Source organism: Streptococcus sp. NLAE-zl-C503 (assembly GCF_900104285.1).
Classification (GTDB): domain Bacteria; phylum Bacillota; class Bacilli; order Lactobacillales; family Streptococcaceae; genus Streptococcus.
The window spans coordinates 214,923-233,902 of record NZ_FNJT01000001.1 but is presented as its reverse complement, the minus strand read 5'-3'; the positions used below and the strand labels follow the sequence as shown (position 1 = coordinate 233,902).

21 protein-coding genes, 1 tRNA gene, 2 pseudogenes and 1 other annotated feature are annotated in these 18,980 nt (G+C 38.4%); of the genes and pseudogenes, 5 read left to right on the top strand and 19 right to left on the bottom strand.

All coding sequences use genetic code 11. From position 1 onward, the window contains the following. Positions 1 to 9 precede the first annotated feature (9 nt). The 4 genes from proB to BLS46_RS01100 form a co-directional block, all read right to left on the bottom strand. Positions 10 to 1,119, bottom strand: coding sequence for a glutamate 5-kinase (gene proB, locus BLS46_RS01115; protein WP_218969773.1), 1,110 nt, complete (start codon positions 1,117 to 1,119; stop codon positions 10 to 12). Between the two features lie 101 nt (positions 1,120 to 1,220). Continuing rightward, positions 1,221 to 2,120, bottom strand: coding sequence for an RluA family pseudouridine synthase (locus BLS46_RS01110; RefSeq protein WP_093584895.1), 900 nt, complete (start codon positions 2,118 to 2,120; stop codon positions 1,221 to 1,223). Further along, complete coding sequence (gene lspA / locus BLS46_RS01105) at positions 2,104 to 2,571, bottom strand: signal peptidase II (protein ID WP_093584892.1); 468 nt, start codon at positions 2,569 to 2,571, stop codon at positions 2,104 to 2,106. Before lspA ends, BLS46_RS01110 begins: the two co-directional genes overlap by 17 nt. Next, a complete protein-coding gene (locus BLS46_RS01100; protein ID WP_049550016.1) occupies positions 2,568 to 3,476 on the bottom strand; it encodes a LysR family transcriptional regulator in 909 nt (302 codons plus the stop codon). Before BLS46_RS01100 ends, lspA begins: the two co-directional genes overlap by 4 nt. On the opposite strand from BLS46_RS01100, the pseudogene BLS46_RS09965 reads away from it, so the two are divergent. Then, positions 3,469 to 3,540 (top strand): annotated as a pseudogene (locus tag BLS46_RS09965) (AraC family transcriptional regulator); the annotation flags it as partial. The gene BLS46_RS01100 and the pseudogene BLS46_RS09965 sit on opposite strands and share 8 nt — an antisense overlap. Before the next feature lie 166 nt (positions 3,541 to 3,706). Here the strand turns inward: BLS46_RS09965 and rpmA are convergent. The 4 genes from rpmA to BLS46_RS01080 all read right to left on the bottom strand — a co-directional run bounded on the left by rpmA (position 3,707) and on the right by BLS46_RS01080 (position 5,597). Continuing rightward, positions 3,707 to 4,000 carry a 50S ribosomal protein L27 gene (gene rpmA, locus BLS46_RS01095; RefSeq protein WP_000916509.1) on the bottom strand — a complete coding sequence of 98 codons (294 nt, stop codon included), beginning with the start codon at positions 3,998 to 4,000 and terminating at the stop codon, positions 3,707 to 3,709. 16 nt (positions 4,001 to 4,016) lie between these two features. Then, positions 4,017 to 4,361: a ribosomal-processing cysteine protease Prp gene (locus BLS46_RS01090; RefSeq protein ID WP_000613705.1), complete on the bottom strand. Its 345-nt coding sequence runs from the start codon at positions 4,359 to 4,361 to the stop codon at positions 4,017 to 4,019. Positions 4,362 to 4,377: 16 nt separating this feature from the next. Beyond that, positions 4,378 to 4,692, bottom strand: coding sequence for a 50S ribosomal protein L21 (rplU, locus tag BLS46_RS01085; RefSeq protein ID WP_000109141.1), 315 nt, complete (start codon positions 4,690 to 4,692; stop codon positions 4,378 to 4,380). A 34-nt stretch (positions 4,693 to 4,726) separates the two neighbouring features. Then, positions 4,727 to 4,847: a sequence feature (ribosomal protein L21 leader region), on the bottom strand. A 54-nt stretch (positions 4,848 to 4,901) separates the two neighbouring features. Further along, a complete protein-coding gene (locus tag BLS46_RS01080) occupies positions 4,902 to 5,597 on the bottom strand; it encodes a YoaK family protein (protein WP_093584889.1) in 696 nt (231 codons plus the stop codon). Between the two features lie 155 nt (positions 5,598 to 5,752). Between BLS46_RS01080 and BLS46_RS01075 the strand changes: the two genes are divergently transcribed. Further along, entirely contained in the window at positions 5,753 to 6,730 is a 978-nt protein-coding gene (locus BLS46_RS01075; RefSeq protein WP_093584886.1) for a Gfo/Idh/MocA family protein, read from the top strand. Further along, a complete protein-coding gene (locus BLS46_RS01070; RefSeq protein WP_093584883.1) occupies positions 6,727 to 7,809 on the top strand; it encodes a DEAD/DEAH box helicase in 1,083 nt (360 codons plus the stop codon). Before BLS46_RS01075 ends, BLS46_RS01070 begins: the two co-directional genes overlap by 4 nt. A gap of 24 nt (positions 7,810 to 7,833) precedes the next feature. Here the strand turns inward: BLS46_RS01070 and BLS46_RS01065 are convergent, their stop codons facing one another. Continuing rightward, complete coding sequence (locus BLS46_RS01065; protein ID WP_093584881.1) at positions 7,834 to 8,211, bottom strand: YwiB family protein; 378 nt, start codon at positions 8,209 to 8,211, stop codon at positions 7,834 to 7,836. A 71-nt stretch (positions 8,212 to 8,282) separates the two neighbouring features. On the opposite strand from BLS46_RS01065, the gene BLS46_RS01060 reads away from it, so the two are divergent. Continuing rightward, entirely contained in the window at positions 8,283 to 9,590 is a 1,308-nt protein-coding gene (locus BLS46_RS01060; RefSeq protein ID WP_093584878.1) for an HD domain-containing protein, read from the top strand. Positions 9,591 to 9,599: 9 nt separating this feature from the next. Further along, entirely contained in the window at positions 9,600 to 10,406 is an 807-nt protein-coding gene (gene yidA / locus BLS46_RS01055; RefSeq protein ID WP_093584875.1) for a sugar-phosphatase, read from the top strand. Between the two features lie 212 nt (positions 10,407 to 10,618). Here yidA and BLS46_RS01050 read toward each other — a convergent pair. The 10 genes and pseudogenes from BLS46_RS01050 to BLS46_RS01005 form a co-directional block, all read right to left on the bottom strand. Continuing rightward, a pseudogene (locus BLS46_RS01050) lies at positions 10,619 to 12,396 on the bottom strand (DUF4365 domain-containing protein). 318 nt (positions 12,397 to 12,714) lie between these two features. After that, positions 12,715 to 12,786, bottom strand: a tRNA-Arg gene (locus tag BLS46_RS01045). Between the two features lie 41 nt (positions 12,787 to 12,827). Next, on the bottom strand, positions 12,828 to 13,175 hold the full coding sequence (gene rplS, locus BLS46_RS01040) for a 50S ribosomal protein L19 (RefSeq protein ID WP_001068669.1): 348 nt from the start codon (positions 13,173 to 13,175) through the stop codon (positions 12,828 to 12,830). A 379-nt stretch (positions 13,176 to 13,554) separates the two neighbouring features. Further along, entirely contained in the window at positions 13,555 to 14,922 is a 1,368-nt protein-coding gene (locus BLS46_RS01035; RefSeq protein WP_093584872.1) for an ISLre2 family transposase, read from the bottom strand. A 147-nt stretch (positions 14,923 to 15,069) separates the two neighbouring features. Beyond that, positions 15,070 to 15,297 carry a hypothetical protein gene (locus BLS46_RS01030; RefSeq protein WP_084911290.1) on the bottom strand — a complete coding sequence of 76 codons (228 nt, stop codon included), beginning with the start codon at positions 15,295 to 15,297 and terminating at the stop codon, positions 15,070 to 15,072. A gap of 52 nt (positions 15,298 to 15,349) precedes the next feature. After that, complete coding sequence (locus BLS46_RS01025; RefSeq protein WP_093584869.1) at positions 15,350 to 16,156, bottom strand: ParA family protein; 807 nt, start codon at positions 16,154 to 16,156, stop codon at positions 15,350 to 15,352. Further along, positions 16,153 to 16,299, bottom strand: coding sequence for a hypothetical protein (locus BLS46_RS01020; protein ID WP_050112676.1), 147 nt, complete (start codon positions 16,297 to 16,299; stop codon positions 16,153 to 16,155). Before BLS46_RS01020 ends, BLS46_RS01025 begins: the two co-directional genes overlap by 4 nt. Before the next feature lie 83 nt (positions 16,300 to 16,382). Continuing rightward, positions 16,383 to 18,065 carry a helical hairpin domain-containing protein gene (locus BLS46_RS01015; protein ID WP_093584866.1) on the bottom strand — a complete coding sequence of 561 codons (1,683 nt, stop codon included), beginning with the start codon at positions 18,063 to 18,065 and terminating at the stop codon, positions 16,383 to 16,385. Further along, positions 18,056 to 18,424, bottom strand: coding sequence for a plasmid mobilization protein (gene mobC / locus BLS46_RS01010; protein ID WP_093584863.1), 369 nt, complete (start codon positions 18,422 to 18,424; stop codon positions 18,056 to 18,058). Before mobC ends, BLS46_RS01015 begins: the two co-directional genes overlap by 10 nt. Positions 18,425 to 18,645: 221 nt before the next feature. Then, the gene (locus BLS46_RS01005) at positions 18,646 to 18,954 is read right to left on the bottom strand and encodes a hypothetical protein (RefSeq protein ID WP_000572069.1); all 309 of its coding nucleotides are present in this window, start codon (positions 18,952 to 18,954) and stop codon (positions 18,646 to 18,648) included. Positions 18,955 to 18,980 lie beyond the last annotated feature (26 nt).

Here is an 18,980-nt window from a genome sequence, read left to right as displayed (position 1 = left end):
CGTTCACCTCTAAAATTCTGTAAAGAGTAGCTGGATTTCAGGAGTAATGGAAATCCAGTCATCACGGTGAATCAAGACTCCCTTAGCTTTTTGAGAACGGAGCATATCTTCTAGGGCTGAGACGCCAAATTGGACACGTCCCTTTCCAAGAGATTGACCTGTTTCTTTATCTGCTACTGTGACAATATCGTGGTAAGAGAAGTTCCCTTCCACTTCTACCACGCCTGATAAAAGGAGACTTTTTCCGTTTTTTGAAAGTGCTTCTGCTGCTCCACCATCTACCCAAATCGTTCCTTGACTTTGAGCATAGAAAGCCAGCCATTGTTTCTGGGTACGAAGGCCCTTCTCTTGCGCAACAAAGAAGGAACCATCCTTGGTCTCCTCCGCTGCCTCAATCAAGGCATCAGATTTCATGGAAGAGCAGATATAGACTGGCACACCTGATTCCGTCGCAATAGTTGCAGCCTTGATTTTTGTCAGCATACCACCTGTCCCATTAGACGAACCTGCTCCACCAGCCATATCAATAATCTCACGATTGATAGTCTCGATTTTCTCAAGACGTTTAGCTGTTGGATCTGAGTTGGGATTTCCAGTATAGAGACCGTCCACATCCGTCAAGAGAACCAAAAGGTCTGCTTGAACCATAGCCGCTACCTGAGCACTCAGAGTGTCATTATCACCCACCTTGAGTTCGTCAATGACGACACTGTCATTTTCATTGATGATGGGAATTGCACCACGATGAAGCAATACAGACAAGGCCTGATGGGCGTTCTTATAACGACGTTTATCTACAAAATCATCCTGTGTCAGCAAAATTTGCGCGGAAACGATTTGACGCATGAGGAGGTTGGTTGTGTACTCTTCTAGCAGCAATCCTTGGCCTACTGCAGCCGAAGCTTGTTTATCTGCAATCTTGGTCGGCCGTTTTTTAAAACCCAAAGCTCCAAATCCAGCCGCTACTGCTCCAGATGAAACCAAAATCAACTCATGCCCAGCCTCATGCAGCATAGCCAATTGCTGGGTAATTACCTTTACTTTACTTCTTGATAAACTCCCGTCTTCATTTGTCAAGGACGAAGTCCCCACCTTAAAGACGATTCGTTTGTAGTTCATATTCTCACTCCGATTCTTCATATTTATCCATTATAACATGAATGCTTTAAAATAGAAAAGACTTGAAATAAAAAAGGTTGAGACAAGGCATCTCAACTCTTTTATCTATTCTCAGTTTTACGCAATCTTTCCAGCGTTTCTTTAAAAATCTCTGGAATATCTGCTGTGAATTCCAAGGTTTCGCCTGTTCTCGGATGGGTAAATCCTAGAGTTTTAGCATGGAGAAATTGTCCATGTCCTTTCAAGGTTTTGCGTGGACCATAGACCTCATCCCCAGCGACCGGATGGCCAATATAAGCCATGTGGACACGGATTTGATGGGTACGCCCTGTCTCCAGTTGCAACTCTAACAAACTATAATCGCCAAAGCGTTCCAAGACCTGAAAACGGGTCACTGCTGGCTTCCCTTTAGCAGTTACAGCCTGTTTCTTACGATCTTTTTCGCTCCGACCAATCGGAGCTTCAATCACACCACGGTCATTTGGCAGATTGCCGTGAACAATCGCCCAGTATTTGCGTAGAGACTTTTTATCCTTGAGCTCTTGGGCAAGTGCCAAGTGGGCCTCATCATTTTTAGCAATCATGAGCAGACCTGACGTGTCCTTGTCAATGCGGTGAACGATTCCTGGGCGGAGAACCCCATTGATACCTGACAGGTCCTTGATATGGTACATGAGGGCATTGACCAAGGTTCCGCTAGTATGACCGGCACTCGGATGGACCACCATACCTTGAGGTTTGTTGACGACAGCCACATCCTCATCTTGGTAGATGATGTCTAGCGGAATATCTTCAGCCACATACTCTAAAACCTCTGGTTCTGGCACATGGTAGGTGACGATATCCCCCTCTTGGACAGTGTATTTTGCTTTCTTGGCTTGCCCATTAACCAAAACTTGTCCAGCCTTGATTTGTTCATTAGCGAGGCTGCGTGACAATTCTGTCAGTTCTGACAAGGCCTTGTCTAGACGTTGCCCACCAGTTTCAATTTTTATTTCCATTTACTTCCTCTTTAAGCATTGCAATCAATAAAACAATGACACCAACTGTCAAATAGCTGTCAGCCACATTGAAAATCGCAAAGTTGATAAAGTCTAGGTGAAACATATCCACCACAAAACCTTGACTCATTCTGTCGATAAAGTTGCCAAGACCTCCCGCGATAATCAAAGTCAGTCCAAAGACCAGCCAGAGAGAGTCCTCCATGTGTTTATGTAGATACCATATGGCACCTGCCATGACAACCAAGGTAATGATAGCAAATAACCACTGCTGATCTTGCAGCATGGAGAAGGCTGCTCCTCTATTTTGCAGATAGGTCAAGCTAACAAGATTGGGTATCCACGAACGCACTTCTCCCAGTGGAATCTGTTGGACAACATAATTTTTGACCAACTGATCCAACCCAATCAAAAGCAGTATAATGACTGCTACTATTCCTCTTTTTTTCATGATTTCCTCTTTTGATCAAAATATTCTTGCATGACTTCTACGAAAAGAGTCCCAGCTTGACTAAGCTCCACTTCTTCCCGTTTGACATAGACCATGCGGTTATCTAGATTATCCTTGAGACGAATAACTGTGATCCCATTAACACTGTCACTATCCAAAAACCCAGATCCAGTCGCATAGGCATCCGTCCGCTCCAAAATACCATTCAAAGTAGCACGGTCCGTCACATTAAACATCTGCGAGCTCGCGCTGGTGTCGACAAAGTTCTCTGAATAGTAAAGGTACTCATCCTTTTCCTGAGTAAACCGAACGGTTGGTAAATCAGCTAAATCCTCCATGACTAGTTCTTCTTTCTGTGCTAAAGGATGCCCTTCACGAAGATAAATGTGAGTCTGGAAAGGAATTAGTTCAATAACTTCTAAACCAAGCTTTTCAACCCGTTGTATGATGCCCTTTTTATTTTGATTGTTGAGGTAGATAATCCCAATCTCACTATGCCCTTGGGCTACTTCGTCTAAGATTTGAACTGTAGTAGACTCAAAAATACGAAAGTTCTTATAATCAGGATAACGTTCTGAAAAGGCCGTAATGGTTGGTGGCAAGAAGTCATAGTGCTGACTGGCAATGGAAAATTCATCCTTTTCTTCTTCAGGATTGGCATACTGATTTTGAAAAACATCAAAGCCTTTGACCAATTCTTGCGCTTTCTCATAAAATTCCATTCCACGACGAGTCAAAAACGTTCCTGAACTCGTCCGACGGAAAATCTTAAAACCCAGCTCTTTTTCCAAATCGCGCACAGAAATAGACAGACTTGGCTGACTAACATACATCTTTTCTGCAGCTTCACGGAAAGTACCACTATTGGCAATGGCCACAACATAACGTAATTGTTGAATGTTCATCTTTTCCCCCCAACTTCTCTATCTGTTCATTATACCATATTTTAGAAGTTTTCCACCTAGGAAAAATAATGTCACTCATAAAATTCATCTACACTAGTAACAAAGAATTATGGGTATCAAAACAAAAAAATAGGCTCTCCGAAAAACTCGGAAAGCCTTATTTAATGCTACTTCTAGCTTCCTCGCCTTTTCATTTCAAGGCTTGGGATAAAAAGGTTCACTGAACCTTTTTATTTTGCGATTGGGTAAACAGAAACTTGTTTTTTATCGCGTCCTTTACGTTCAAAGCGTACTACGCCTTCAACTTTAGCGAACAAAGTATCGTCTCCACCACGTCCAACGTTTACACCTGGGTAGATGTGTGTACCACGTTGACGGTAAAGGATTGATCCACCTGTTACAGTTTGTCCGTCAGCTGCTTTAGCTCCAAGACGTTTCGCTTGTGAATCACGTCCGTTTGATGTAGAACCTCCACCTTTTTTGTGGGCGAAAAGTTGCAAGTTGTTAAGAGTCATTTTTAACATAATGTTTTCCTCCGTGTTAGTTTTCTGTGATAACTCTGGTTTGGACGAACTCAGAAGAGTTCTCCGATAAGTTTGCCATACCTAAGAAAAATGATTCAAAGAATAACTGCGTCATTTCTCTCTGGTGCGAAGGAAGATCCGCTGGTATTTCAACCTTTAGATAGCCACCTTCATCTTCGTTTAATTCTAAGATTGGTTCATAGCCTGCAAATTTCTCAATGGAATTGACAAAGTTAATGGCAAGCGTAGAAACCGATGCACACACGACATCTAAGCCGTATTCGCCACTTTCGGCGTGTCCAGTAATTTCCGCACTCCTCAGCTCGCCATCTTCGGCTCTCTCAAAGACTGCTTGTATCATGTGTTCTCCTTAAAAATTAAGCGTTGATCGCGTTGATGACAACTTTTGTATATGGTTGACGGTGACCTTGTTTGCGGTGGCTACCTTTTTTAGGTTTGTACTTGTAAGTAACAACTTTCTTTTGTTTTCCTTGTTTTTCAACAGTTCCAACTACAGTAGCTCCAGCAACAAGTGGAGTTCCGACAACAGTGTTTTCACCACCAACAAGAACAACTTCGTTAAAAGTAACTTCTTGACCAGCTTCAACGTTCAATTTTTCAACGTAAACTGCTTGACCAACTTCAACTTTAACTTGTTTTCCGCCAGTTTTGATAATTGCGTATGTGCTCATTATGCACCTCCTATGATTTTTAGGGTTTCCCCATATTTTTGTGAAGACTCGCCTAGCATCGTGGGACGAACCACTTAAAAGAAGAGCTCCAAGTATAACAAAATTTAACTTTTGTATACGACAAGCAAACGATGTTCGTGCGGTTGCACAGGATTGTGCATAGTCAACTCTTCAAGTATAGCATATCTTCTTTTTTCTTACAAGTAAAATCAATCAAATTTAAGTTTTTCTTTCCCTTTTTTCCTCCAAGAAGCAAAAAGCATACTGATGTAAAAGATGCTCATCATCAGAGGAATACCTAAAATTGTCTTCTCCTGATAATAAATCGTCAAATAAGCTGAAAAAACAACTCCGAAGACAAAACTGCTGAGCAAGCTAACAAAAATCAAGCCCTCTCGTAGGAAAGGCGTATGCTTGGTCCGGAAATAATCTCCAAAAGCCAACATGGTACGTTTAATATTCCCTGTCATAAAAGCATTATTATAGGCAATACCTGACACTTCTCCAAAAGCAGTTGTCACCAGTCCCATACAAAAGGCCAATGGCGGTACGAGATAGATATTGTCAACCGTTTGCGGCACAAAGCCTATAATTAGGGACAGGACTGCAAGAGGAATCAAGGACAAAATCGGCTTTTTAACAATTCGAAGTTTTTCCTTATATAATGTCAGAAAAAAGACACCCATCATAAAGGACAACAAGGTCATTACTTTAGCACTGGCATCCGAGACATTCTGCTGAATGAGTCCTACAGAAAGAAAAACGACATTCCCAGTCTGTCCAGCGACAAGGGTATTCCCTCGCACGATAAAAGTATAAGCATCGACATATCCTGCACAAAAAGTCAAAAAAAGCGCTAGTCGCTTAGACTGACGTGATATTTTCCTTATTGGTAATAATCTCATTTTCTCCCCCTTCTCATTTCATCTACTTATCTAAATATTGTACCACTTTCTCCAAGAAATTCGTAGCCCATTTGAAAATTTTTACCATCTGTTGGATAGTCCTTCTTTTCTATGTTATAATGAAGGGAGGATTTGAAGTCGGAAAAGGAGTATCTATGCTTAAATTAGGTGTTATCGGAACAGGCGCTATCAGCCATCATTTCATAGAAGCAGCCCATGCCAGTGGAGAATATCAGCTGGTCGCTGTCTATTCTAGAAAACTAAAAACTGCTGCAACCTTTGCTTCTCAGTATCAGGATATCCAACTCTTTGATCAATTAGAAGACTTCTTTAAGTCTTCCTTTGATGTGGTCTATATCGCCAGTCCAAACTCCTTGCATTTTGTTCAAGCCAAGGCTGCCTTGTCTGCTGGTAAGCACGTCATTCTTGAAAAACCAGCTGTCACTCAGCCACAAGAATGGCTGAATTTGACACAGACAGCTGAGAAAAATCACTGTTTTATCTTTGAAGCTGCTCGTAATTACCACGAGGAAGCTTTTACTACTATCAAAAAATTTTTAGCAGACAAGCAAGTGTTGGGAGCAGATTTCAACTATGCCAAGTATTCTTCCAAGATGCCTGACTTATTGGCTGGGCAGACGCCAAATGTTTTTTCAGATCGTTTTGCTGGTGGAGCACTTATGGACTTGGGGATTTATCCTCTCTATGCTGCCGTTCGCCTCTTTGGAAAGGCTCAAGACGCGACTTATCAGGCTCAACAGCTTGACAATAGCATTGACCTAAATGGAGACGGTATCCTCTTCTACCCTGACTTTCAAGTTCATATCAAGGCTGGGAAAAACATCACTTCCAATCTTCCTTGTGAAATTTACACAGCAGATGGAACCTTGACCCTCAACACGATTGAACATGTCCGCTCAGCTATTTTTAGCGACCACCAAGGAAATCAAATCCAGCTCCCTATCCAACAAGCTCCCCATACGATGACTGAGGAAGTTGCTGCATTTGCACAGATGATCCAGCAACCAGACCAGACGCTCTACAAGAACTGGCTGGATGATGCAAGCTCTGTTCATGAGCTACTATATACCATGCGCCAGACTGCTGGCATTAGATTTGAGGCAGAAAAATGAAAACCAAACTACCGACTGAATGGCAGGAACTAAGCGACCAGCTCGGTTTCCAAGAATTCACGCCCATTCAAACTCAACTATTTGAACCCATCCTCGCTGGAGAAAACCTCCTGGGAGTGAGCCCAACAGGAACAGGTAAGACCCTCGCTTACCTCTTGCCAAGTCTTCTCAGACTACAAAAGAAAAAAGCCCAACAACTCTTGATCCTAGCACCAAATACAGAACTGGCTGGGCAGATTTTTGACGTGTGTAAAACGTGGGCAGAAGCTATCGGCTTGACTGCTCAGCTCTTCCTATCAGGTTCCAGTCAAAAACGCCAGATTGAACGCCTCAAAAAAGGACCAGAAATTCTGATTGGAACTCCTGGCCGTATCTTTGAGTTGATTAAATTGAAAAAAATCAAGATGATGAATGTGGAAACCATCATCCTGGATGAATTTGACCAATTGCTAGATGATTCTCAGATTCACTTTGTTGAGAAAATCACTCACTACGCACCTCGTGACCACCAACTCATCTACATGAGTGCGACGACCAAGTTTGACCAAAAAAAGATTGCACCAAACACGCGCACCATTGATCTCTCTGACCAAAAATTGGATAACATCCAGCATTTCTACATGCAGGTAGACCAACGTCACCGAGTGGACATGCTACGAAAACTAGCACATGTAGAGGATTTCCGTGGTCTGGTCTTCTTTAACAGCTTGTCAGACCTTGGAAGTGCAGAGGAAAAACTACAGTATCGCGATATCTTGGCCGTTTCCCTCGCTAGTGATGTCAATGTTAAATTTCGAAAAGTCATCTTAGAAAAGTTTAAAGATAAGCAACTAACCCTGCTTCTTGCGACTGACCTTTTGGCACGTGGAATTGATATCGATAGCCTAGAATGTGTCGTAAACTTCGACGTCCCTAGAGATATGGAAACTTACACCCACCGCGCTGGCCGTACAGGTCGCATGGGTAAAGAGGGCTATGTCATCACTCTCGTAACCCATCCTGAAGAACTTAAAAAACTCAAGAAGTTTACAAGTGTACGTGAAATTGTTCTAAAAAATCAAGAACTCTATATCAAATAAGGTTGGCATTCGCCAACCTTTTTCTTATCCCCAAGTAATTTCTAATTGATAGCTGGCAAAGGGTTGTCCCTCTTGATTTTGCAGTTGATAGGCTAGCTCAATCTTTTGCCCATCCAATTTGTAGTGATTCGTTTGAATGATAAACTCCTGCATCCCCATTGGAGTCGGAATATAGGCTAAACTATCACTATCCTTTAGAAAACGCATAATGGTTTTGGGACTCGAGAAACGGGTCATCACCAGTTCTTGACCATGGAATTTAATGACTACTTTTTCTTTTTCCTCATTATAAAAGAGTAAATAGCTAAAATCCCCTTTTTCATGCACTTCAACGTCATAAAGCTGGTCAATCACTTCCAACTGCTCATCAAACTGAATCGTATTTCGCATCCGAATCTTCACATCAGGTCCTCTTTCTTGTATCTTGTCCTACTATTTTACCAAAAAGAGCAGGATTTTGCTATAATGGTCATATGAACGAAAAAGTATTCCGTGACCCAGTTCACAACTACATCCATGTCAATAATCAGGTCATCTATGACTTGATCAATACAAAAGAATTTCAACGTCTGCGCCGTATCAAACAGCTAGGGACTTCCAGCTATACTTTCCATGGTGGGGAGCACAGTCGCTTTTCCCACTGTTTGGGGGTCTATGAGATTGCACGACGCATCACAGAGATTTTTGAAGAAAAATATCCTGAAGAATGGGATCCTGCTGAGTCTCTCTTGACCATGACCGCTGCGCTCCTTCATGACCTCGGGCATGGTGCCTACTCTCATACTTTTGAACATCTCTTTGATACAGATCATGAGGCCATTACTCAGGAAATCATCCAAAGTCCTGAGACAGAGATTCACCAAGTTCTGCTACAAGTAGCGCCTGATTTCCCCAAAAAGGTAGCCAGTGTCATTGACCATACCTACCCTAACAAGCAGGTCGTACAGCTCATTTCTAGTCAGATTGATGCAGACCGCATGGACTATCTTTTGCGCGACTCCTATTTTACAGGAGCTTCCTATGGGGAATTTGACCTAACTCGCATCCTTCGAGTCATTCGTCCTGTCGAAAATGGCATCGCCTTTCAGCGCAATGGCATGCACGCCATCGAAGACTATGTTCTCAGTCGCTACCAGATGTATATGCAGGTTTATTTCCACCCAGCAACACGCGCCATGGAGGTTCTCCTACAAAATCTCCTCAAACGCGCCAAGGAACTCTATCCTGAAGACAAGGACTTCTTTGCACGCACTTCTCCACATTTGCTACCTTTTTTTGAAAAGAAAGTTACTCTATCTGACTATCTGGCACTTGATGACGGCGTGATGAATACCTACTTCCAACTCTGGATGACCAGTCCTGACAAGATTCTCGCAGACCTGTCGCAACGCTTTGTCAACCGTAAGGTCTTTAAATCCATTACTTTTTCAGAAAAAGACCAAGACCAACTCGCAACCATGAGACAACTGGTTGAAGAAATCGGTTTTGATCCAGACTACTACACAGCTATTCATAAGAACTTTGACCTCCCTTATGATATCTATCGTCCCGAATCTGAAAATCCACGGACACAGATTGAGATTCTACAAAAAAATGGAGAACTGGCAGAACTCTCTAGCCTGTCCCCTATCGTCCAATCCCTTGCTGGCAGTCGCCACGGTGACAATCGTTTCTATTTTCCAAAAGAAATGTTGGACCAAAACAGTATCTTCGCAAGCATTACCCAGCAATTTTTACACTTGATTGAGAACGATCATTTTACCCCAAATAAGAACGAATAGAGGAAATTTATGAGTATTAAACTAATCGCCGTCGATATCGATGGTACCCTGGTTAACAGTAAAAAAGAAATCACTCCTGAAGTCTTTTCTGCCATCCAAGATGCCAAACAAGCCGGTGTCAAAGTCGTGATTGCAACAGGTCGTCCTATCGCAGGTGTTGCCAAACTTCTGGACGACTTGCAGTTGAGAGACGAGGGTGACTATGTCGTGACCTTCAACGGTGCCCTTGTCCAAGAGACTGCTACTGCCCATGAGATTATCAGCGAATCCTTGACCTATGAGGATTATCTGGATATGGAATTTCTCAGTCGCAAGCTCGGTGTCCACATGCACGCTATTACCAAGGACGGTATCTATACTGCCAATCGCAATATCGGAAAATACACGGTGCACGAATCAACCCTCGTCAGCATGCCCATCTTCTACCGCACACCTGAAGAAATGGCTGGCAAGGAAATCGTCAAGTGTATGTTTATCGATGAACCTGAGATTCTCGATGCTGCAATTGAAAAAATCCCAGCAGAATTTTACGAACGATACTCTATTAACAAATCTGCTCCTTTCTACCTCGAACTCCTTAAAAAGAATGTGGACAAGGGTTCAGCCATCACTCACTTAGCTGAAAAACTAGGATTGACCAAAGATAAAACTATGGCTATCGGGGACGAAGAAAATGACCGTGCCATGCTCGAAGTCGTTGGAAACCCCGTTGTTATGGAAAATGGAAATCCAGAACTCAAAAAAATCGCCAAATACATCACCAAAACAAATGATGAATCTGGCGTTGCCCATGCTATTCGTACGTGGGTATTGTAAAAAAGTAAGAATAGATAAAACCCGCTCAGCAGAGCGGTTTTTAGTATGAACATATCACAATGAGAATAAATTAATAAATTGAATTGCAGTTGTACAGTTACTTAAATCTTGAGAGTACAAAAATAGGTATTGCTTCCTTAATTGTGGTACTGAATTGTAATAAATCACCCTCTTTATTTCCATATTTTATCTCTTTATAATCTCTTTTAATTTTACGATAATTTCATATACAAAGTATAAATAGGAAAGTCTTTATATCTTTCTTTTGTCTCATTATCCAGTTTATTCCAAAACAAATCAGCTTGTGGTTTTGATTTTAATAACACTGATGAACCGAAACAAAGTTCATAGTTATCATTACTATTTACTAAAATGTTGCTCAGAATCTCCATTTCTTTGCTGTTTAATTTACGAACTCTAGATTTTATTTGAAGGTCATTTATTATAACTATCTCACTATTTTGGGAGTATTTTAAGTTCCAATTAGAAAGACATTGAGCCCAATTAAGTAACAACTCTCTTTTAGTCATATCTTCTGCCATGTCTGCAGCGATAACTATTTTTAAAATAGTACGGTCAGCGCCTTCATATTTCAGCTTATTATCTACTAATCTTTGATATGAGGCAATAACTGAATCAATTTTACAATTATCAATTTTTAGCCAATCGTTTGGTTCAAATACTTCAAAAATTGAAATGTCTAAATAATCTTCATCTTCAGTTTCTCCTTCTCGGCACCAAGGAGTTTCAGTAAAAATGTCTATCATAGTTCCATTTTTATCTGACAAAAAACTATATAAAGTTATAATGTGGATGTTAGCAATATTTAGGTGAAGTAATTTAGATTCATTATAATTTAAAGCAACTTTCTTTTTTAAGACAAGACCTGAATAAAGAATATTTAGATTTCTTTGAGATTGTTTATCAAAGCAAGATAAATCAACATCTTTTTGTATACCCATTTTTTTCATAAAGTTAGAAATTTTTAACAATCCCTTTATATCAGCCTCTAAATCAAGTGAAGAAATATCCTTTATTGACCGTTCATCTAACTCTATTTTATTACCATTAAGGGTAAAATATCCGATTTTTCCTAGCTCTTGAAATACCTGAGTACACTTTATAGCTTTTGACAGCAAATCCGGCCTAGTATAGTTAAATTTGAATTGTTTCTTCTTTATATCAAAAGACATTGTAAAGCTTTCACCAAAATGAAGCTGTACACTCCCATCAGGAAAACGATGTCTTTTTACGTCTTGAAAAACATAATCGCCTATTTTTATAATTAAATCCGTTTCTTCTTCAGTTTCTACAATCTTTATTGTGTTTTCAAGAGGTATTTCTATGCCAGTTATAGGAGATCTAAATAATAAATAAAGAGATCATGTTCTTCCTGATAGTTAAAAATTTCTTCTTTTTCCTGACCATAGAAGTAGAACTTTAGAGTTTTATCATCAGGAATGTCCTCAACTGAAATACTTTCGACATTTATGAAACTATACTGCTTCTGACTATTGTTTATGAAATCCACTAACATTGGATACATTTTTTTCTCATCCAGTTTAAAAATCTCTATGGAAAGTTTCTTCTTATTTGTAGATTTATTTTTTAGTTTACTCTTTTTGAGCAAATTCTTTATAGAAAGAGGAGGTAATGACTTATAGTAAATATCTCTTAAACCATTATCCTCATTCAACCAAACTACAAATAAAACTACTCCACCATTTGATTTATATAGTTCTAAATCTCTAGTATCTAATGAGAAGGATTTTAACACATCTTTTTTCTGTCTAGTGGTTTTAATCTGAACAGGTACTTTACCTAATATTTCGTCTTTCTTCTCACTCGGTGATTTAAGAACATGAATTTCTCCATCCCACACTGGAGTTTTATCATTTCTATCAAAATAAGATTGAAGTAACTCATGCTTATCTATAAATGTCGACAGATGTGAAACACCTAATGTCTCAATTTTTCTATTATTTGCCAAATCCGCACCTCGAAAAATAGCTCTATATACTTTATATTATAACATTAACAAAGAAAAACTTATATACTATAATCACAACTATTTAACTTAAACTGAATATTATAAACTTAAAAATACTGTTCATTAATAATTACAAAACAAAATAGACCAGTTTCCTGATCCACTTTATTCTATATTCATTGATTTTTTGGTCAAATTTTGGTCACACTTTGGTCAAAGATTCCAAAAATACTAACCTATTTTAAAAAGCTAACTTGTGATGATTGCCTTTAAACTAACACTTTGAATATTCTTTGTTTTTCTTTACACTTCCCAAAATGCCCCCTGCAGGAATCGAACCTGCAACTACTCCTTAGGAGGGAGTTGTTATATCCATTGAACTAAGGGAGCTAGAGAAAAACTCTGCTGATGAGCAGAGTTTTTTAGTCGAATTAACGACGGATTTCTTTGATACGAGCTGCCTTACCTTGAAGTGCACGCAAGTAGTACAATTTCGCACGACGTACTTTACCGTAACGAACAACTTCGATCTTTTCAACACGTGGAGTGTGGATTGGGAAGATACGCTCAACACCTACACCGTTAGAGATTTTACGAACTGTGTAGTTTTCTGAGATGCCAGCACCTTTACGTGCAATAACAACACCTTCAAAAATCTGGATACGTTCACGGTTTCCTTCGACAACTTTCGCGTGTACACGAACAGTGTCACCAGGACGGAATGATGGGATATCTGTACGAAGTTGACCTTCAGTCAAGCTTTGGATTAATGGATTCATTTTATTCTCCTATCTTTGTCAATCTTGAGGAACCTTCCTCAGCGGATAAACTGTATTTTTGTGCGTCCATTACACACAAGATACAGTTTACCAAATTTCCACCTAAAAGTAAAGAAATTTATAGCAGAAGTTTGTGTCTATTCTTTTGAGGTAGTAAAAAAATACATCAAAAACGGAAATATCAAAACAAGGCTAAACAATTTTACTTGCTCAGCCTTGACATCTACTAAAATTTCTGATAGTATTAATCTTACTGATAAACAAGCACCAATTGTTTATCTTTATGAGAGGTACGTTGCTGCGTGCCTCTTTTTAGTTATAAGAATATTATACACTATTTCTTCCTGTAAGTCAAGAGTTTAAACCGTTTTGAAGCATACTATCTATTTATTTTTTTCCCTACAAAACGTTGTTTATCTCTCTGCTTTCGCCCCTTCCAAGAAGCATTTACAATCGTTCCTAAACTCCTTGGAGCTTGATTAATCTTTTTTCGTACTTTTGCACTGCTCATTCCTTCTGAGTGGTATTTTTCATATTCATTTCTCCAATTACCAAAAAATAACTCTCGGAGTTCTTGATTGTAAGACAGCAAAATAAGATGGGACATCGCATCGGCATGGTTTAATGACCAATACATCCCTCTATTTTTCATCCGATAACTTATTTTGCGATGCTGACTTTCCATGATTCCTAAACTTGCTGTATCTAGATTCCTCTGTTCAGGTGGCTGCGTATATTTAAAATTTCCAAGAATTCTATTCTTAAAAACCGTAAAGGTATCAATCTTTTTTTCGTTCCGATTAAGCAGGACTAATGATTCTAGAGTATCAATAGCTGTTTTCAATTTCTGCTTGCAATGGCTATCTATAGCTTTCATAAATTGATCTAGTAGCTCTTCTGAATACGGCTTGACCAACTTTTTTATTTCTTTGTTTAGATGGTATCTATCCCAAAAATGTTGATGATGCTTAATTCCTAGATCATTTGATATCTCTTTAAATAAATGTGGAGTATATCCATGACCCATATCTGAATTTGTCACAAGTAGAGTATCTGATGTAATTTTAAAGTGATTATAAATATAATCTACTACTTTTTTCCTTGCTATTCGATTATTGGATGACACAATTTCCACCTTATTTTTTAAAATTTTCCTCTTTCCGTACTCCTCCGTTCCAGTATGGATGACAAAATGAGATAATTCTTTATTCTGTTGTTCTTTTTCACGTCCACTGACCTTTATCCAGACACCGTCCCCTTCAAGATAAATAACAGGAGCCTCAATTTTTTTGACAGATACTTCATCGCTATAGAAACGATAATTTTCTTTTTCATTTAACAATTGACTTGCTAGTTTAATCGCTTTTAACACCGTGTCTTTAGTGATACAAACCTGGTACATCAGTTCAATGACTTCCACTACTTTCCGATACGGTAACATTGTAGCTAGTTTAGTGATCTGATATAGCAATTCTTTAGAATAAGCAATACGTTTCTCCAGACCTAACTTCTCATCTACTGGAATCCTACATTTCCCATTCTTATACCAGCGCCTTCTTGAAAATGTTACCTGACCAAACGTAAAAATAACGGTTCTCTCTGCATAGTTTACAAATTTGTAACCTCTAGCTCTCATTGTGGGAGCAATATGGTTGTCATAGTCACTTACAAACTTATGAAATTCTTGTAGATTTTTATCTTTAAATTTCTCTACAAATTCCCTTTCATCAATAATTTTTGTATCCAAATTAAAAACACTCCCAACTAAAATCATAATAAAAAAGTATAAAGATTTTAGTTCAAGAGTTCAAATGTTTTTTGTCAGTAAAGATAAAAACCTTCCCTATAAGGAAAGGTTTTTTGATTGAAATTATAATTACAATTATGTTTATATTTATAGTGATAGGTTTTCAATCAGTTTATCAAGGTAATCTGATGCAGACTTTGCACCAGCCGCTTTAGCAATTTTATCCAATTTTTTCCGATTGCTTGGTTTCAAAGTAAACTGAAATTGTTTCTTACGTTCAAAACTTTCAAAGCTGGCTACATCTGAAATCTGCTCAGGTTGATGGGTTGCTTCGATAATCTGCGAAATCTCTTTTTCTTTTGGTGTGAATGCCATGACAATCTCCTTCTAATTATATTTATAATTGTATTTGTGTTTATAAATATAATTATATTGTATCATAAATTTTTGAAAAAGTCTGCTCCAGCTCAGTGAAAAACTTTTTGTGTTTTTGATAAAGCTCAGGATTCTCCTTCATATCTGCAATAGAGATCTTATCAATCGTGGAATGATTGAATAGCTCTTTTGCTGGTACGATGCCTAGAAGGTTGTCTGTTCCCTTCTCTTTAGCTTCAAGTCCCAGAGCTTCCAGTAACTCTCTTGATGATCCATAGTTCGGTCGGATCATATTTGCTAAGAAATATAGCTCAGCAGTAATGTATGATTCCCTTGTACGATAGTCAATTACATCCTTTCTGAATGCTTCTAACCGAGTTGATAGATTGAATTTGGCATTATAACCAAACTCTGAAGGAGTCAAGGGACTAATAATAGCGTGACTGACCGCAACAGCATTTTTAGTAGCTGTCGCAAAGTCCGGTCTACAATCAATCAAGATAAAGTCAAACTGATCTAACTTCTTCTTTTCGTAGTTATCCTCTAGCCAAAGATAAAGTAACATATTTTTCTTATCGCTGTTCTCCAGATCTCGTTCCACCGTGTCAAGCTGAACTGAACCTGGAATTAGACTGATATTTTCCTTGACTTGCTTAATATCCACATCGCCACCTTTAAAAGCATTAGCAATTGTATTCTTGCTCTCATAGATATTGTAACACTGAGTCAAATTACACTGATGGTCTAAGTCTATAAAGAGAACTTTATGCCCTTTCTTAGCCAGCCATTCCCCATAATTAAATGTTAAAGTTGTTTTTCCAACACCGCCTTTAATAGCAGCAAAAGTAATAATTTTCATTCTATTTCTCCATTCCATCCGTAATAGCAATGACTACACATTGTTTCTTCTTCATCTATCCACCAACAAGCTCCTTTGTCAGGAGTATAGCAAGCATTGTTCCAAGTGCAACCGCAAATTTTGCAATGAGATTTTTCTGCCATCTACCTATCTCCTTGTTATTTTCTATACTTCTATTATACCATTATAATTATATTTGTCAATATGTTTATAATTATATTTATATTTATTTTTGTAATGAAGTTTCTCTATCCTTACGCTGCTCCACATTTTTCTCAATGTCTTGATGTAGCTTATAATCTTTTGTAATTGCTTCTACTCGTTGATACAAAGCCTGGCGTTCAAAGGTAGCCTCTTTAACAAGTTTATCAATCTCAGCCTTGCGAGTGCTAGGATCTACTCTCAAGTCTTTCAGAATAGAAACAGCTAGTTTCACTTCCTGAGGATTGCTTGATTCCAATGCAAGAAATGCAGACTGAATTTTATTAAGCTCACCCAAGCGTTGATCTAATTTATCAAGCAAGTTATCTACTTCTTCTAGTTCTTCTTCAAAACGATTTAACAATTCATCAAATTGCTGTCCTTCTGTCACTCCATGAGCGGATAGATAATTATATTCACGAACAAGCTGATCCAAAGTTGAGATTTTAGGATTTTTTCGGATAATCATTTCTCCATTATCATACGACAACTGGGAAGCGACTGTTTCTCCCTTCATGTAACGATTCTTATCAGCGTGTTCAGGATTAACAAAATAGTAGAAGTCATTTTTTCTGATAAAAATTTCATAAGAGCCATCTTCTGCTTTTTCAATCTGATGAGCTGGAATAAGAATGGTTCCCTTATTTCTAATCCCAAATTCCATTTCAAGATAGATCCCATTTTTTGTTTCTTCCATCACCTGCCATTCTTCAACTGTGATTCTCATTTCAAAATCATCTTCTCGTTCCGCAACCATTTTTTCATATTCAAATTTAATTTCATCAACAGAGAAGGTCACCTCGTTACCAACCACTCTCTCAGAAATTTTCTCTAAAGAATAATTTCCTTTTTTGGACAGTGTACGATCCCTAACATTTCTTGTTTGTTCCTGATCAGTTAAACGATATTTTATTTCCTTTCCTGAAGTATCAACTACAAGATTTAATGCTTGAGCCTTCGATTTGAAATCTTCTAATGAGGTTGAATGTTTTAAAAGGAAATCTAAACGAGATTTAATCTCATAGCGAAAAGAATTTTTTTTGCGATAGGCATGATAGGTTTTTCGATTAGTCCATAATCTCTCTTTGAGAATTTTAGCTCCAGCTAAATCCGCATACTTATCTGAAATATTCTCTAAACTTTTTTTCGTTCCTTTCTGCCAGCGAAATTTATTTAAGGTTACAGAATTAGTAGAATTGAAAATGATGTGGTTATGAATGTGCCCCTTATCCATGTGTGTTGCAATGACAAATTCATGTTGACCACCAGTCAATTCTAAAATTGTTTTACGACCAATCTCATGAATTTCTTGTGGAGTCAAATCATCTTCAGGCGAAAATGATTGGATGATATGATGAGCCAAAACTCGATTCGGGTTTTGAATATCAGATAGTTCTTTTGTCCCTGCTCGTTGAGCCGCATTCTTTTTTGTCAAAAGAAATTCTTCTGTCGCTGTGCTGGCATCTGTAATTCCATAAGTAGATACCAGTTGCTTGACTACTCGACCATCTTTGACCACTGCTGGAAATTCAAGCTGTTCATCTTGTTCCAAGAAACTCGTTTTAGATGGATTCTCGATATAGCGTAAAGCATTATTCAAACTTTTTGTATCAGTCAGCTCGACCGTCTTGGCTTCATCCTCAATATATTTTGTAGATCGTCCTAATGAACCCACTCCTTTTATCTGGAGAACTTTTGTTACAACCATCGCTCTTGTTCCTTTGTTTGATTTTCCTGTTTTTGAATAAATTGATTGACAGTATCTTTCAAATGTTTCTGCAATTCAAGAATCTGACTCAATTCATTTAGATTGGCCTGATCATCTTCATTCACCTTTTTTGCGACCTGATTTATATTGACCCCTATTCGATTTATTTCCTTTCGCAATTCTTTCAATTCTTCAAAATTTAAGATTTTGACCTCCCCCATAATCAACATAATTCGGGCAAAGGCATTAAAATTTGTCATTCCAGATTCTGCAACCTTTGTTGAAATAAATCGTTCCTCTTCTTCCGTTAAACGAATTTTCTTCTGAATCATTCGTTTTCGTTTTTCTCTATTGTTCAAAAAAAATATCCCTTCTTCTTACTTTTTCGCTTGAGGGCCTAGGGCCCCTTTTCTTCTGGCAAGCATAGCACTTGGGTACCCAAATGCTGTTTTTAAAAAGGTCAAAGATGGTCAGCGTGCACGACCTGACCATTCTTGACTTTTTAAATTTTTGGGGAAATCCCCAATCCCCTAATCCCTGCAAGCAGGAATGTTGTTCTATCACGAGGGGAAAAGTTTGACTAAACTTTTAAGTCTTCCAATAGAAGCTCCATTGTATCAACCTGCTCCATTTTAAGAATTTCGTCTTTTAGTTGCTCAAATCTTTCATCACTCATCCCTTCAATTTCTTTAAGTGCAATGGGATACATTTCTACTTCTTCTAACTCATAGTTTGTTTTGATTCGCATATCTCTACGAAGAATGTAGAGGCATTCTTTACGAGAAATATGCTGGTTGACTTCATTCACTTTTGGCGAATCTGTAGCCTCATTCTCAAAAAATATCTCCATTAAAATATCAAAAGTTTCTTGTCTTAGATTTTCAATCATCTTCTGTTTCTCCTTTTTTGTTTTTC

What these genes read in the sequence shown, in the direction of transcription:
- proB (WP_218969773.1), bottom strand. Translation starts at nt 1,119, where the DNA reads ATGAACTACAAACGAATCGTCTTTAAGGTGGGGACTTCGTCCTTGACA.
- BLS46_RS01110 (WP_093584895.1), bottom strand. Translation starts at nt 2,120, where the DNA reads ATGGAAATAAAAATTGAAACTGGTGGGCAACGTCTAGACAAGGCCTTG.
- lspA (WP_093584892.1), bottom strand. Translation starts at nt 2,571, where the DNA reads ATGAAAAAAAGAGGAATAGTAGCAGTCATTATACTGCTTTTGATTGGG.
- BLS46_RS01100 (WP_049550016.1), bottom strand. Translation starts at nt 3,476, where the DNA reads ATGAACATTCAACAATTACGTTATGTTGTGGCCATTGCCAATAGTGGT.
- rpmA (WP_000916509.1), bottom strand. Translation starts at nt 4,000, where the DNA reads ATGTTAAAAATGACTCTTAACAACTTGCAACTTTTCGCCCACAAAAAA.
- BLS46_RS01090 (WP_000613705.1), bottom strand. Translation starts at nt 4,361, where the DNA reads ATGATACAAGCAGTCTTTGAGAGAGCCGAAGATGGCGAGCTGAGGAGT.
- rplU (WP_000109141.1), bottom strand. Translation starts at nt 4,692, where the DNA reads ATGAGCACATACGCAATTATCAAAACTGGCGGAAAACAAGTTAAAGTT.
- BLS46_RS01080 (WP_093584889.1), bottom strand. Translation starts at nt 5,597, where the DNA reads ATGAGATTATTACCAATAAGGAAAATATCACGTCAGTCTAAGCGACTA.
- BLS46_RS01075 (WP_093584886.1), top strand. Translation starts at nt 5,753, where the DNA reads ATGCTTAAATTAGGTGTTATCGGAACAGGCGCTATCAGCCATCATTTC.
- BLS46_RS01070 (WP_093584883.1), top strand. Translation starts at nt 6,727, where the DNA reads ATGAAAACCAAACTACCGACTGAATGGCAGGAACTAAGCGACCAGCTC.
- BLS46_RS01060 (WP_093584878.1), top strand. Translation starts at nt 8,283, where the DNA reads ATGAACGAAAAAGTATTCCGTGACCCAGTTCACAACTACATCCATGTC.
- yidA (WP_093584875.1), top strand. Translation starts at nt 9,600, where the DNA reads ATGAGTATTAAACTAATCGCCGTCGATATCGATGGTACCCTGGTTAAC.
- rplS (WP_001068669.1), bottom strand. Translation starts at nt 13,175, where the DNA reads ATGAATCCATTAATCCAAAGCTTGACTGAAGGTCAACTTCGTACAGAT.
- BLS46_RS01030 (WP_084911290.1), bottom strand. Translation starts at nt 15,297, where the DNA reads ATGGCATTCACACCAAAAGAAAAAGAGATTTCGCAGATTATCGAAGCA.
- BLS46_RS01025 (WP_093584869.1), bottom strand. Translation starts at nt 16,156, where the DNA reads ATGAAAATTATTACTTTTGCTGCTATTAAAGGCGGTGTTGGAAAAACA.
- BLS46_RS01020 (WP_050112676.1), bottom strand. Translation starts at nt 16,299, where the DNA reads ATGGCAGAAAAATCTCATTGCAAAATTTGCGGTTGCACTTGGAACAAT.
- BLS46_RS01015 (WP_093584866.1), bottom strand. Translation starts at nt 18,065, where the DNA reads ATGGTTGTAACAAAAGTTCTCCAGATAAAAGGAGTGGGTTCATTAGGA.
- BLS46_RS01005 (WP_000572069.1), bottom strand. Translation starts at nt 18,954, where the DNA reads ATGATTGAAAATCTAAGACAAGAAACTTTTGATATTTTAATGGAGATA.